Origin of the sequence: Pseudomaricurvus alkylphenolicus, from assembly GCF_011683955.1 — a bacterium.
In the GTDB taxonomy this organism is placed as follows: domain Bacteria; phylum Pseudomonadota; class Gammaproteobacteria; order Pseudomonadales; family Cellvibrionaceae; genus Pseudomaricurvus; species Pseudomaricurvus alkylphenolicus.
In genome coordinates this window covers 185,941-198,911 of the sequence record NZ_JAAQPI010000008.1, presented here as the reverse complement: position 1 = coordinate 198,911, position 12,971 = coordinate 185,941, and the positions used below count along the sequence as shown (strand labels likewise).

The window sequence follows — 12,971 nt, the reverse complement described above, 5'->3', positions numbered from 1 at the left end:
AAGCATTAATAACGGGACAGTAGTCGCAATCGGGCTTTCTTTACTATACTTTCTGGCAACAATTGACTGCGCGGAACTTGAATGGCCAAAATTCTGGTTGTTGATGATATTGAAGACAACATAACACTGCTGTGCTTCAACCTCGAGGACGACGGCCATCAGGTCCTGTCTGCCCGCAGTGGTGAACAGTGCCTTCAGATTACCGCTGACGAACACCCGGATCTGATTCTGCTGGACCTTATGATGCCGGGCATGAGCGGTACCGAGACGCTCACACACCTTCAGGCCAGTGCCGAGTCGCGCAATATTCCCGTTATTATGGTGTCCGCCAATGACGACGACGATTCCATTATCGATGCCCTCGATGTCGGCGCCTATGATTACGTGACCAAGCCGTTTATCTACCCGGTTCTGGCGGCGCGCATGCGCTCGGCACTGCGCCTGCAGGAAAGCCAGCGGCAACTTCGCGAGGCCAATAGCCTGCTGGCACGGCTGGCGTCATTGGACCCCCTGACAGAAGTCTACAACCGGCGCCACTTTCTGCATCTGGCCAACGCGGAGTTCGCCAAAGCAAGACGGCATGGGCGCCCGGTATCCCTGATTATGCTCGATGTGGATAAATTCAAAGGCATCAATGACAAGTATGGTCATCCGGGTGGCGACCAGGCATTAATCGCTCTCACAGATCTGTGTAAAGAGGTGGGAAGAAGCTCGGAAATAGTGGGCCGTTTCGGTGGTGAGGAGTTTGCGATCTGCTGCCCGGATACCGATGCAGAAGGGGTGTTGGCGGTAGCAGAACGATTGAGAAGCGCCGCTGAGCAGCACCGGGTTTGCTTCGAAAATAATCACATCTCATTTACCATCAGCCTCGGCACAACCACCATCAGCGCCAGCGATCAGGATTTTGATGAGATGTTGCGCCGTGCAGACCGATTGCTCTACCAGGCCAAAGAACAGGGCCGCAATCGGGTCTGCGGGGATATGGAGCCCGCCTGACCCGCACGGCCTGTTCAATATCACCCGGCCAATTCGGCAAAACGCTGCTGACTGAAGTCGGCATCACCAAAGAGCGTATTGATCATCATCAGTCGTTTGACATAGTGCCCGACATCCAGCTCATCGGTCATGCCAATCCCGCCGTGCAGCTGGAATGCCTCATCGCCCACCAGTTTGCCGGCTCGTCCGACCATGACCTTTAATGCCAGGACATCGCGATCCGCTTGTGCCTGATCTGCCGACTGTGAACAAGCTGCACGGTACAACAGAGAGCGGGTTTGCTCGCAGGCCATAAACATTTCCACCATGCGGTGCTGCAGTGCCTGGAACGAACCAATGGCGACTCCAAACTGCTCACGGGTTTTCGTGTACTCCACCGTCGTTGCCTGCAGCTTATCCATAATGCCAACCGCCTCAGCGCCCACGGCGACGGTGGCTTCGCTGATCACGGATTGCATAAGCGCCAACCCCTGGTCCAATTCACCCACCAGATCAGCCGATGTGACCTCAACATCCTGAAGCAGAATATTCGCCACCTTTTGCCCATCCATCATGCGATAACCCTGGCGTGCAACACCTTTGGCATTGGCATCGACAAGAAACAGACTGATACCGGCACTGTCCAACTGTGATCCAGAGGTCCGCGCCGAAACAATCAGCTTATCCGCCACGGCGCCATTGAGCACCACAATCTTTTCGCCGTTGAGACGATAACCGTCGCCATTGGCGATTGCCTGAGTGGCAACATCATTCAAATTGAATCGGCTCTGACGTTCAGCGTATGCGAAAGCGCCTTGCAAGCTGCCCTCAATCACCGAGCCGATATATTGCTGCTGATCTGCTGCACCACGACTCAACAGGCCCCCAAACAGCACAACTGTGGCCAGGAACGGCTCCAGCACCAGCCCCTTACCCAGCTCTTCCATCAGCAGCATGGTATCCACAACATTGCCGCCAAAACCACCGTGTTCTTCGGCAAAGGGAATGGACAACCAACCCAGCTCGGCAAACGTCTTCCAGTTGTCCGCGCTGTATCCTTCCTCCAATGCCGCCACTTTGCAGCGGGCTTCGAAGTCATACTGATCTTGCACAAAGCGCGCAACGCTATCTTTGAGCATGTTTTGTTCTTCGGTGTAATCAAAATTCATGGTCAAAACTCCGTTATCTTCGCCGCTTATTTCAAACCCAGGACGAATTTCGCAATGATGTTTTTCTGAACTTCATTGGATCCGCCATAAACGGTAGCCGCACGACCGTACATGTAGTCAACACGGGCCTTGTCGGCGTACTCATTGCCGACGGCTTCCTCCGTTTGGATGCCCGCATAGTGGCCAGCCACATCGAGCCGCAGCTTCTGCAGAGCCTGCTGAATTTCGGTGCCCTTGATTTTCAGCAGCGAAGATTCCGGTCCGGGGTGTGCGCCGCTCGCTGCTTTTGCCAGCACTCGCAATTCCGTATATTCCAGAGCCATCAATTCGATCTCAATATCCGTCAGGTTTTTCTGGAACAAGGGATCACTGCTCAGGGCGATACCGCCAGACAACTCCCGCCCGGCAATCTCGCGAATTTCCGCCAGCTCTTTTTTCGATGCAGCCACGCCGGCAATTGCCGTGCGTTCATGGGCGAGAAGAGCTTTGGCATAGGTCCAACCCTTGTCCTGCTCACCAATCAGGTTGGCTTTGGGGACACGCACGTTGTTGAACTCGACCTCGTTCAATGTGTGGCGATTATCGATTCCGATAATCGGATTCACTTTGATACCCGGAGTCTTCATATCGATCAGCAGAAAGCTGATGCCGTCCTGTTTCTTGCCTGAAGAATCCGTTCGCACCAGGCAGAAAATCCAGTCTGCGTATTGAGCGTAGGAGGTCCAGATTTTAGCGCCGTTGACGATGTAATCGTCACCATCCACCTCAGCTCGGGTTTTCAGAGAGGCGAGATCAGATCCGGCACCCGGCTCGGAATATCCCTGACACCACCAATCATCACTGTTCAAAATGCGGGGCAAGAATCGTTGTTTCTGCTCATCGTTGCCGAAGGTGTAAATGACCGGCGCGACCATTTTCAATCCAAAGGGCAACATATCCGGCGCACCTGCAGCAGAGCGCTCGTTTTCATAGATAAAGCTTTGCGTGGCACTCCAGCTACAGCCACCATATTCGGCAGGCCAACCGGGCGCCGCCCATCCTTTGGCATTGACTCGGCGCTGCCATTCTATTTGAGCTTCCTTGTAGGTTGCTTTATCGGCCAGTCTGGCTTTGAGATCATCATCGTAGGCTTCGGTCAGGAACGCCCGAACCTCGTCGCGAAAGGCGAGATCCTCTGCTGAAAAAGTCGTATCCACTGTTTTGTCTCTCTCAGTTATTGCTGGGTGGTTTGGTATCAAAGTCACACCCGGAGCCTCAGTAGCTCCGAATCACTGAAATTAAGATTAGCAGGGAAAGCGGGCTGCCGAGAGGGCGGCAGCGCTCAAGCTATAGGGCTTTTTCTATCAAGCAGCGGCCGGGCCGCGATCGCCGGAGGCCGGGGTCGACGGCAGCTTGTTGACCACAGGGTTGGCATAAATACCCAGGAAAATATCCCGTTGCGCCTCAGGTACCAGAGCCAGGCGTCGCTCCAATTCCTGGCGCTGGAGGTTAAAGCGATCGGGTTCGAAAGCGGTAGCCTTTGCCCCAACCGGCAGCTCGGGAAGATGACCGTGCAGTCTCTCATAAGCCAGCAGATTGCTCGGGTGCAGGACATAGTTGCCCCAGACTTGTCGGTCAATTTCCGCTGCCACAGCATCCGTGCTGTCAAAGTCGGCATTCAGCGGCTCACCAAAGGCGATATGCACACACCCCTTTTCACCGGCGATACCGGCAGCAATGCTGGCGACATCCTCATGCTCTTGCTTTTCGTAGCTGCCTTGCTGCTGAAATGCATAGAGTTCATTGGCTTTGGCCGAATCACAGGGGTCCCACTCATAAGAAATCGCCACTGGTACGATATGGAGTTCACGTACAAAGTCTGCAAAATCTACAGACTTAGGTCGGCTGAGCGCGAGCATACTGACTATCGCGCTATTGGTCGCATCCAGGCCATCTTTCGCCCGTCCCTCGCGCTGTGCAATCCAAATATTGCTGTTTTCCTCGTTGATGGAGTGATGGATATACGAGGATAGATGCTTTGAGGCTTTGAATTTCTCGCGATTACTGGACGCGGAACGGTTCACGATAAAACTCTTGTTCAGCCGCATCAGATCCGACACATAAGGTTTGGTAAGAAGGTTATCGCCAATGGCAATACGAACGGTATCAAAGTCGTTCAGGTAAAGCGCCCAATTCACGAATGCGGGATCCATCGCAATATCACGATGATTACTGATAAACAGGTAACGTTTGGAGCGATCGAGATGGTCGAGTCCGGAAAAGGTCAGTTGATCAACCTTTTTTCCAATCATGCCACGCAGGTAGACAGCAACTATTTCCTGCACCTGACGCACGCTGGATACCTGCCGAAACTGACGGCGCAACACTTGCTTGATGAGTGGGCGTAGCAACCAGGGCAAAGCCTGGGTCAGACGCGGAAAACGCAGCCGGGATACCCCGTCGATCAGCTCCGCAGAATCCAGCACCCTGGCGATCGCCGCCGCCACTTCGCTGTCGTTAAAGGGTCGAATATCGTCGAATTGTGTCATTGTGCCTAAACGTTCTTGTTATCCTCCGGACAGTTGGCGACGGCGGCATTCGATGGCATTCTAGCGCTCTGCCTGACCATCATTGCCTACAGGCGTTAAACGACAGCCTCTAAAATGGCCTACCCGGACAAAAATAGCCTGCCAAAATACCGAAAACAGCTCGGAAATACCACCGCTCATGCCCATTGAAGCCAATCAGCCCTGCCCCTGTGGCCATACCGCCAGTTCCAATCCCAACTCTCCTCTGAGTTATGAAGATTGCTGTGCGCCACTGCATCGGGGAGAACGTCAGGCGACGACAGCCGAGCGCCTGATGAGAGCCCGCTACAGCGCCCATGCTGCGGGCGCTATCGACTACTTGATGGACACTTGGTGGCCGCAGGCGCGAGCACAGGTGGATGCCACACAGGTAAGGCAGTGGGCGCAGCAGAATGAATGGCGTCAGCTGGTGATCCACGCCACGACCAAAGGCTCACGCAACGATACTGAAGGCTGGGTGGAGTTTTCAGCCTACTTCCTCGACAAGTCAAAGGGGCTGAAAGGTCCCCAGGGGAACGAGTTACAATGCCACCGAGAACACTCGCATTTTCGCAAACTCGACGGGCGTTGGTATTTCGTTGATGGAGAATACCCCAAGGCGGATAAAGTCGGTCGCAATGATCCCTGCCCCTGTGGCAGCGGTCGCAAGTTCAAACGTTGCTGTGGTCCCTAAAAGGTCGACGTTGGGGATTGCCCCTGCTGCAACCACTGCAACAAACCAGTAAAATGGCGCCCCGATTTATGCAGCCAACAGGAACCTCACCAACCATGGTTAACAGCAATGGGATCAGCAGTATAGGCCGTTTGTTAGACGCAATGGGGATGTCAGCCCGCTACTTTGACCTGGGCCGTCATATTCAGGAGTTGGACGAACGCTTGTTCCGCGAGGTGGAAGATTTAAAACGTCCCTACCCGGCCCCCTATCTGCATCAGGCCTGGCTGGGTCTGCTCTTCTGGGACCCCCAAACCCCCGAGCTGCCTCTGCTTTGGTTCCTGCGTTTTCCGCTGGACGAACAGGGTCTGCTGGTGCCTTCGGAGAGAGACCGGTTCTTACAGCAGCTGTTAACCGCCATCGGCGGTAACCTGGAGGTATTGCAGGCAGCGAAAGACGACTCACTCTCCGACAACGAAGAATCTGGAAAACAGCTCGCGGCGGTGCTGGAAGGAAATCCCTTCGTGTTTAAACCCACCCCGGAGCGCCAGGCCGCAGTTCATGCCAGAGTCAGCAAGTTGCTCAAGCTGCCACCCAGTCAATATTACACCGCTGCCAGCGATTACCTGCGAGGGGAGCTGAGCCAGTGGCAGCACCTGGGCGTACAGGGGCTGGCTGACGTCGCGGTTGAATGGCACAACCATCAGACCGAACTGATCAAGGCGATGGTCGATATGCCCAATCGTCCGCTCACCAGTTTGTGTCTGTGCCTGGAGAACGAGTCGGTCAATGGCGCGCTGGGCAAAGCCCTCCAGGGCAGACTTGTGCATGAAATAGAAAAAGACGAGCAGCCCGATATTGAGTTGGTCGCGGCCCTGATTCGAGCCTTATCCCAATGCCAGGCGCTGGAACTTCGTCAGCGCACCCTGTTACGGGTGCTTCACTCCAATGCCGCTGAATACATTGAAGTGCTTGCCGCTATCGCCACCCGATGCCCGCAGGATCTATGCGACACCACTCTGGGCCTGGGGTTGCTGGAAGCCATCAGTCGTCATGGTCAGGACAGCTTTAACCGGGTTCTCTCAGACCTTTTATTTATACCGGCAATACGTCCTCATATTCTTACGCTGTTTAGACATCCTGAACGCAGTCCGGAACTTGTCGCCGCAATTGGAGGCCTGCTCAATCCGTCCCAGTGAACCCAGCAATGGATAGCATTGTCTGAATTTGGAACTATGATTGCCGATAGAGCCGGTAATCATCCACAACAGCGGAAACCTATGCAAATTCTCCTGGTTGAAGACAGTCCCTCTATTCGACACGCTATGTGCGGCTACATCAGTGATGCAGGTCATACCCCTCATGTGGCCCAGTCCGGCGAAGAGGCCCTGCAAATGATGGAGCACAATCAGTATGATCTGATCATCATGGATGTGGAAATGCCGGGCCTGAATGGTTTTGAAACCACACGCCTGATGCGCGAATGGCTGGGCGATCACTGGATTCCGATTATTTTTGTGACCGGAAAGACGGATGACCGCAGTGTTGAAGAAGGTATCGAAGCCGGGGGAGACGACTACCTGAGCAAACCCATCAGCAGCATTATCCTGAAAGCGAAAATTCGCGCCATGGCCCGGATTGCCGAAATGCGCGATCAACTGCGTGAAGCCAACGATAAGCTGGAGCGATTGAGCCAGCGCGACGGCCTCACTCAACTCTTTAACCGCCGCACATTTGACGAAATGGCTCGCCAGCAGTGGTCACTGGCAAAACGCAGTGGCCAGCCCGTATCCCTGCTGATGCTGGACATAGATCACTTCAAACTCTACAACGACCACTATGGGCACCCCGCCGGCGATCGCTGCCTGCAGCAGGCTGCTTCGGCACTGCAAAATGCCCTGCCAAGGCCCTCTGACATACTTGCACGCTACGGTGGCGAAGAATTTGTCGTGCTGCTGCCAAACACCCCGCTAAGCGGAGCGCGACAGGTCGGTGCCAACATTCGCCAGGCGGTATTGGACCTGACCATACCCCACGAAAAATCCCCGACAAACCAGCACGTCACCTGCAGCATCGGCATTGCGACCTGCTCCTATACCACCGGTCGCCAGCTGGAAGACTTGATCAAACACGCCGATCATATGCTATACCAGTCAAAAACCGATGGGCGAAACCGCGTCAGCGCTGAAGAGGCCGGACCCGGCAAAACCATCCTGGTGGTGGACGATGACCCCAACACCCTGCAATTGCTGACCATGCAGCTGCAGGAACACTGCCATATTGTGACCGCAGAGAACGGCGTAGACTGCCTGGAACTGGCTCGCAACGTACAGCCTGATCTGTTGCTGCTGGACATTCACATGCCGGGGCTCAATGGGCTGGAGGTGTGCCGTGAACTGCGTCGGCTGCCACAAACCTCCGGCCTGCCAATCATCCTGATCTCCGCTGAGGACCGCGCCGAGCAGCTGCGTCTGGGCAAGCAGGTAGGGGCGAACGAATGTCTCGAAAAACCCCTGGATGAGAACAAGGTGCTGGCCAAAATTAACCGCTTTTTGCACTAGGCCTGTGCATTTGAACGATTAAGCCTCAACCTGCTATATCACTGTCCAGCCTGAGAACAAAACGATCTAAAAATTGCGATACTCCGCAAATTTTTGGCTATATCTCGTCACAACAAAGCCTTACACTTTGCACTGGTTTTTATAGCTGCCGAGAATAAAAATATGCCACTTCTATCGATTTTGAGATCAAGCCTGCTAAAACCTATCAAGGGTGTTTTCGGCGCTTCGCTACTGATCCTCTGTTCGATGACTGTTCAGGCAGATGACAAACTTCAGGCAGCAGAACCCCAGTGGCTCATGGCCAAGTACGATCTCAATGGCGATGCCCGCATTACCCAGCAGGAAATCACCCACAAAAAGCTGGCGCTATTCAATCGCATGGACCGCAATGGCAGCGGTGATGTCAGCTTCAGCGAATATGAGAATATGGACCAGTCCAAGCGCCAGGCACTGCTCAAAGCGCGCTTTCTCAAGCTGGATGATAATCACGACGGCCTGGTGAGCCAGGAAGAATACGCCTCCTTCCTGGGGATGTTTGCCAGCATCGATGCCAATGGCGACGGTGCCCTGAGCCCTCACGAAATGACGCAGGACGAGGCAAAGCAGAGCAAGGAAGACAATCAGTACTGTCTGCTTTGGCTGTGCGTCCGCACCAGCCTGGATTGGTAATCCAGGTTCATTCCACCCGACTAAAACGCCACCTGTCTTCCCGTAAGGCTTGGAGCCAATTAAAGGGCTACTGCGAGCCTTTCTATGGGCTATCGGCGGCCGGAATACCAGTTCACTTCCCGCGAATGCCGATCCACCTGGTCGGCCACATTCAGAATCAGGGCAAATAGCGCCATGCGCACCAACACCCCGTTATCGGCCTGGCGGAAGATGGCAAGATTGGGATTGAGGTTCAGATCGTTATCCAATTCATTGGCGTCGGCACGGGAATCCCGTGGTAGCGGGTGCATGATGACCGTATTGGGCTCGCAATACTGGGTGTAAATGGCCTGATTAAGACGAAAGCGGCCGCGATACTGGTCTGCCTCCTGCTTGGAGGAAAACCGCTCTTCCTGGATACGGGTGGCATAAGCAATATCCACATGTCCGATGCCATGCATCAGGTCTTCGGAGATCTGCACATCGTGGCCCGCTGCCCGCATCTCTTCCACCAGCTCAGCCGGCATGGCCAGTTCTGGCGGCGACACCAGAGTAACGTGGATGTTTTGAAACAGGCACAGCAGCTTGCAAAGCGAGTGAACGGTACGCCCATACTTGAGATCACCGATCATGGCGATGCGCAGGCCATCGACCTGGCGCCCCTTGTCCGCCAGCTCCTTGCGGATGGTGTACAGGTCCAGCAGGGCCTGACTGGGGTGTTCGTTGGTGCCGTCGCCGCCATTTACCACGGGTACCCGGCTGGCCGCCGCAAACTCCGCCACAGAGCCCGACTCGGGATGGCGCATACAAATCACATCGCTGTAACCGGACAACACCCGAGCGGTATCGTAAAGCGACTCTCCCTTGGCAATCGCGGAGCTCTGAAAACCGGTGGTTTCGCGCACTTCGCCACCCAACAGGTTAAAGGCCGCCCCGAAACTGACCCTGGTACGGGTACTGGGCTCGAAGAACATATTGCCGAGAATGGCCCCTTCCAGTACCCGGGTCACGCGCCGGCGAAGCGCGTAGGGCTCCATGGAATCCGCCACCTGGAATACCCGCTCGATATCCGCCCGTTCAAATTGCTTAATGGACAAAATATGTGCGCCGGTGAAATCCATTGGCCCTCCTGAGGGGTAATCGCGACTGCGGGGATAAAAAAACCGGCGTATTGTAGCTCCGGCGGGAACTTTGCACCATGGAAAAATGGCGATTAGACTGTCCGCTGGCATAGCAGACGGACGGCACAAAAGAAATTCAGGCGACAGCCGATAATCCTTACATCCTCCATCGGCAGCCCCGACAATTCAGACAAGCCAATAACCAGACAATCATAGGATCACGAGTGGCAAGCCAAACCCCGGACACCCTGGTCAAATTTTGCAATGCAGAGACCGGCAAACAGATACTCGCCTCCAGGCGTCTGCGCTGGAGCTCCCCCGCTCTGTTTTCCGATCCATTTGAACTGGATCACCGCTCGCAACTGGGCTTTGACGGCAAACGCCTGTTGCAGGCGGCTGTAAGAGCCGCGTCGGCCATGATTTTTGCACCGGACGAACCCAGCGGCAACACCCCTCTGATCAATGCAGTACGGCGCTGGCGGGCAGAGGAGCGCTTCTCCTCGCCGGAGGAAGCCTATGATGTTCTTGGCGAGCTGTTAGGCCAGGTGGCGGATGGCCGCCAGGAGGTTATCGACGGCATGATGGAAGACTGGCGCCGCTTCACACGGACCCTGCGCATCTGCTGTTTTACCGCCAGGCCGGACAACCCGGTGGCCTGGCAACACTTTGCAGCACAGCACCAGGGTATCGCGCTGCGGTTTCACTGTGGCGAGGGCACGGCCCTGGAAAAGCCCCGCCGGGTCAACTATCGGGCACCACGGCCGGAAATCTCGAACCTCAGAGATGAACTGTCCGTAATTCTGGGTGCCTCCAGCTACCGAGCTCAGGATCATTTCCTGGAAAAATTTATTGCAAAACCCGCCTATCGCGCGCCCGAGAGTGAATGGCGCTGCCTGCAACACATCAAGGAAGAGGCCGGCAGCTATAACCGGCTGGACTCACAGTGGTATGACGACATCAGATTCGATGCCAGCGATCTGCACAGTATTTATTTCGGTGCCTTAACCCCCATCGAAGCCAAACGGGAATTGGAGCAGCTGGCACGGGAAAATTTCGGTCCGGTCAAGCTGTTCCAGGCCAAGACAACACCGGGTAAATACGAAATCGAATTCGAACGCCTGGGCAAGCGTTAGTAGTCTGAGCCGGAGAACTACAACAAACTGCGAGCATATTCCCCCAGATCGTTGAGCAACTTCTGCTGCCCAGCGTCCAGACTACGTTCAGCCCGGATAGCAGTAATCCTTTGCTCCAGTTCGCTGATCGTAATTCCACCCCCAAAGGCAGGATCCGTCAATCGACCTCGGCGCCACTGCTGCCATTGATCGCGCTCGACTTCCGTCAGACTGTCAGGAAAGTGTCTGGCTCGATAGCGAAACAAAAGGGTATCCAGACGCGAGTCCTCAAAGTCAAAGCGCTGCGCCATAAATGCGCGCGTGTCGGCCGCACGCACCCGGGCACACATGGCTTTATCCGCATCCCGAAGAAAGCCATCGTAGAGCTGCTGCTCCGGGTCACTGGAAGCTTCAAAATTGGAAGTCTGGTAAACGGCCTGCAGTTTGGAACGCAGGTCCACCTGCCTGAGCATTTGCCAGTGACGTTCACACCGCTGCAGATCAATATTCAAGCGTTTGGCCGAGCCACTGTCCAGCAACTTCACCGTGGTGAGCACCGGACATTTATTGGTATGTACAAGCTTGAGAGGTATGCGCTGCTCACCTTCCGGCAGATCTTCTGTACGGGTATAGAGCCGCTCCGCAATCTGTTCCGCACTGAGCTGCAACAACGGGGTCGGATCCACCGACAGGTTACACACAATCACCCCATTCTTGTTGACCGGATGCATGGCCAGTGGCGCCACCACAGCGGCACAACCATTTTCGGCCGGGAACATTGAAGAGATATGCAACAGCGGCTTACGCTCATGCAAATCAATCAGCGCTGCCACCTTCTGTTTGCTGCGCAGATCGTAAACATGCTGATACAGTGCCGGTTGGTGTTGGCGAATCAGCCGTGCCACGGCGATGGTCGCATGCACATCCGACAGGGCATCGTGAGCCGCTTCATGGCCGATGCCGTTAGCGACGGTGAGATGCTCCAACTTAAAGCTGGGGCGACCATCATCGTGATTGGGCCACTCAATGCCATTCGGGCGCAGGGCTTTTGTCAGACGCACCATATCGATGATGTCCCAACGCGAGTTGCCATTGCGCCACTCACGCTCATAGGGGTCATAGAAATTACGATAGAGGGTATAACGGGTCACTTCGTCGTCAAAACGCAGTGTGTTGTAGCCGACACCGCAGGTTCCCGGCACCGAAAGCTCCGCGTGGATACGAGCGATAAACTCAGGTTCCGGCAGGCCTTCCGCCAGCGCCTTCTGGGGACTGATACCGGTGACCAGACAGGCCTCCGGTTTTGGCAAGACATCGTCAGTGGGCCGGCAGTACTCCACCAGCGGTTCCCCGATCACATTCAGATCTTCGTCGGTGCGGATACCGGCAAACTGAGAGGCTCTGTCCCTGGCAGGCACCTCGCCCCAGGTCTCATAATCGTGCCAATAGAGTGTTTTCATATCACTGCGCCCTGCCCCAAAGAGTCAAGGACGCAGTGTAACACTAGAGCTGCTGGTGAATAGGCTGCCTAGTGGATATGTTGCCTAGTGGATATGCTGGTAGTACTCCATGCTGTCGGAGGAGCAGCTCAGCGATATCGCTGACTCCTGATCAAGCAGCGACATAAACTCCGCACCGCGCATATGAATCAGCCGCTTGTGATCACCCGCCTCAAAATACACGTCGTCCAATTGTTTAAGGCAGTGATCCCATAGCACCCGCATATCAAATGCCTGCCCCAGTGCCGGCACAGCACCAGGCTCGCAGCCTCTCAGCTGCTTGGCCAGCTCTTCCTCTGTGGCCAAGCGATGCTTGTGTCCCGTTTCGCGATCCACCCAGCTGAGCACCAGCACATGGGAGGCGGGCAACAGACACATCAGATAGCCGTCGCCATTCCACAGAATCACAGACTTGACCATCTGCGCCGGGGAAATATGAGCAAGACGGGCCGTCTGCATGGACGTCGCCGATTGCGGATGGGTGAGAGTATCGAATTTGAGTTGATGTTCCGCCAGATAGGATTCTGCCGGCAAAAAGGTCATGGCCATGGGTCACCTCCCGCTGTCATCTGTAGACCTACAGGAAGTATAGCCCCGCTCTTTGGGGGCCAGGCCTGAAAGATCGCAATCCTCTAACAGGCCCGAAACCTATAATTAAGAGCCTTAA

Annotated in this window: 12 protein-coding genes; 6 read left to right on the top strand and 6 right to left on the bottom strand. The window is 55.2% G+C overall.

What is annotated here, in order from left to right:
• Nucleotides 1-81: 81 nt before the first annotated feature.
• Nucleotides 82-996 carry a GGDEF domain-containing response regulator gene (locus HBA55_RS20350; RefSeq protein WP_166995209.1) on the top strand — a complete coding sequence of 305 codons (915 nt, stop codon included), beginning with the start codon at nucleotides 82-84 and terminating at the stop codon, nucleotides 994-996.
• 20 nt (nucleotides 997-1,016) lie between these two features.
• Here HBA55_RS20350 and HBA55_RS20345 read toward each other — a convergent pair whose 3' ends face one another.
• From HBA55_RS20345 to HBA55_RS20335, 3 genes are all read right to left on the bottom strand, one after another.
• Complete coding sequence (locus HBA55_RS20345; RefSeq protein WP_166995207.1) at nucleotides 1,017-2,144, bottom strand: acyl-CoA dehydrogenase family protein; 1,128 nt, start codon at nucleotides 2,142-2,144, stop codon at nucleotides 1,017-1,019.
• A 26-nt stretch (nucleotides 2,145-2,170) separates the two neighbouring features.
• A complete protein-coding gene (locus tag HBA55_RS20340; RefSeq protein ID WP_166995205.1) occupies nucleotides 2,171-3,340 on the bottom strand; it encodes an acyl-CoA dehydrogenase family protein in 1,170 nt (389 codons plus the stop codon).
• A gap of 147 nt (nucleotides 3,341-3,487) precedes the next feature.
• The gene (locus HBA55_RS20335; protein WP_166995203.1) at nucleotides 3,488-4,672 is read right to left on the bottom strand and encodes a 1-acyl-sn-glycerol-3-phosphate acyltransferase; all 1,185 of its coding nucleotides are present in this window, start codon (nucleotides 4,670-4,672) and stop codon (nucleotides 3,488-3,490) included.
• Nucleotides 4,673-4,850: 178 nt separating this feature from the next.
• Here HBA55_RS20335 and HBA55_RS20330 point away from each other — a divergent pair, with 178 nt between their 5' ends.
• The 4 genes from HBA55_RS20330 to HBA55_RS20315 all read left to right on the top strand — a co-directional run bounded on the left by HBA55_RS20330 (nucleotide 4,851) and on the right by HBA55_RS20315 (nucleotide 8,593).
• Nucleotides 4,851-5,384 carry a YchJ family protein gene (locus tag HBA55_RS20330; RefSeq protein WP_166995201.1) on the top strand — a complete coding sequence of 178 codons (534 nt, stop codon included), beginning with the start codon at nucleotides 4,851-4,853 and terminating at the stop codon, nucleotides 5,382-5,384.
• 95 nt (nucleotides 5,385-5,479) lie between these two features.
• On the top strand, nucleotides 5,480-6,562 hold the full coding sequence (locus tag HBA55_RS20325; RefSeq protein WP_166995199.1) for a DUF3549 family protein: 1,083 nt from the start codon (nucleotides 5,480-5,482) through the stop codon (nucleotides 6,560-6,562).
• An 81-nt stretch (nucleotides 6,563-6,643) separates the two neighbouring features.
• The gene (locus tag HBA55_RS20320) at nucleotides 6,644-7,924 is read left to right on the top strand and encodes a response regulator (RefSeq protein WP_166995197.1); all 1,281 of its coding nucleotides are present in this window, start codon (nucleotides 6,644-6,646) and stop codon (nucleotides 7,922-7,924) included.
• Nucleotides 7,925-8,086: 162 nt separating this feature from the next.
• A complete protein-coding gene (locus HBA55_RS20315; RefSeq protein WP_240946186.1) occupies nucleotides 8,087-8,593 on the top strand; it encodes an EF-hand domain-containing protein in 507 nt (168 codons plus the stop codon).
• A gap of 89 nt (nucleotides 8,594-8,682) precedes the next feature.
• Here the strand turns inward: HBA55_RS20315 and HBA55_RS20310 are convergent, their stop codons facing one another.
• On the bottom strand, nucleotides 8,683-9,693 hold the full coding sequence (locus HBA55_RS20310; protein ID WP_166995195.1) for an aspartate carbamoyltransferase: 1,011 nt from the start codon (nucleotides 9,691-9,693) through the stop codon (nucleotides 8,683-8,685).
• Nucleotides 9,694-9,917: 224 nt separating this feature from the next.
• On the opposite strand from HBA55_RS20310, the gene HBA55_RS20305 reads away from it, so the two are divergent.
• Entirely contained in the window at nucleotides 9,918-10,826 is a 909-nt protein-coding gene (locus tag HBA55_RS20305; RefSeq protein WP_166995193.1) for a DUF2971 domain-containing protein, read from the top strand.
• 17 nt (nucleotides 10,827-10,843) lie between these two features.
• Here HBA55_RS20305 and sbcB read toward each other — a convergent pair whose 3' ends face one another.
• Together sbcB and HBA55_RS20295 are read right to left on the bottom strand one after the other, a co-directional pair.
• On the bottom strand, nucleotides 10,844-12,265 hold the full coding sequence (gene sbcB, locus HBA55_RS20300; protein WP_166995191.1) for an exodeoxyribonuclease I: 1,422 nt from the start codon (nucleotides 12,263-12,265) through the stop codon (nucleotides 10,844-10,846).
• 84 nt (nucleotides 12,266-12,349) lie between these two features.
• The gene (locus tag HBA55_RS20295) at nucleotides 12,350-12,853 is read right to left on the bottom strand and encodes an aminoacyl-tRNA deacylase (RefSeq protein ID WP_166995189.1); all 504 of its coding nucleotides are present in this window, start codon (nucleotides 12,851-12,853) and stop codon (nucleotides 12,350-12,352) included.
• Nucleotides 12,854-12,971: the final 118 nt, after the last annotated feature.

Bases quoted from the DNA above. Each gene is read 5' to 3' on its own strand.
- HBA55_RS20350 (WP_166995209.1), top strand. From the start codon at position 82: ATGGCCAAAATTCTGGTTGTTGATGATATTGAAGACAACATAACACTG.
- HBA55_RS20345 (WP_166995207.1), bottom strand. From the start codon at position 2,144: ATGAATTTTGATTACACCGAAGAACAAAACATGCTCAAAGATAGCGTT.
- HBA55_RS20335 (WP_166995203.1), bottom strand. From the start codon at position 4,672: ATGACACAATTCGACGATATTCGACCCTTTAACGACAGCGAAGTGGCG.
- HBA55_RS20330 (WP_166995201.1), top strand. From the start codon at position 4,851: ATGCCCATTGAAGCCAATCAGCCCTGCCCCTGTGGCCATACCGCCAGT.
- HBA55_RS20325 (WP_166995199.1), top strand. From the start codon at position 5,480: ATGGTTAACAGCAATGGGATCAGCAGTATAGGCCGTTTGTTAGACGCA.
- HBA55_RS20320 (WP_166995197.1), top strand. From the start codon at position 6,644: ATGCAAATTCTCCTGGTTGAAGACAGTCCCTCTATTCGACACGCTATG.
- HBA55_RS20315 (WP_240946186.1), top strand. From the start codon at position 8,087: ATGCCACTTCTATCGATTTTGAGATCAAGCCTGCTAAAACCTATCAAG.
- HBA55_RS20310 (WP_166995195.1), bottom strand. From the start codon at position 9,693: ATGGATTTCACCGGCGCACATATTTTGTCCATTAAGCAATTTGAACGG.
- sbcB (WP_166995191.1), bottom strand. From the start codon at position 12,265: ATGAAAACACTCTATTGGCACGATTATGAGACCTGGGGCGAGGTGCCT.
- HBA55_RS20295 (WP_166995189.1), bottom strand. From the start codon at position 12,853: ATGGCCATGACCTTTTTGCCGGCAGAATCCTATCTGGCGGAACATCAA.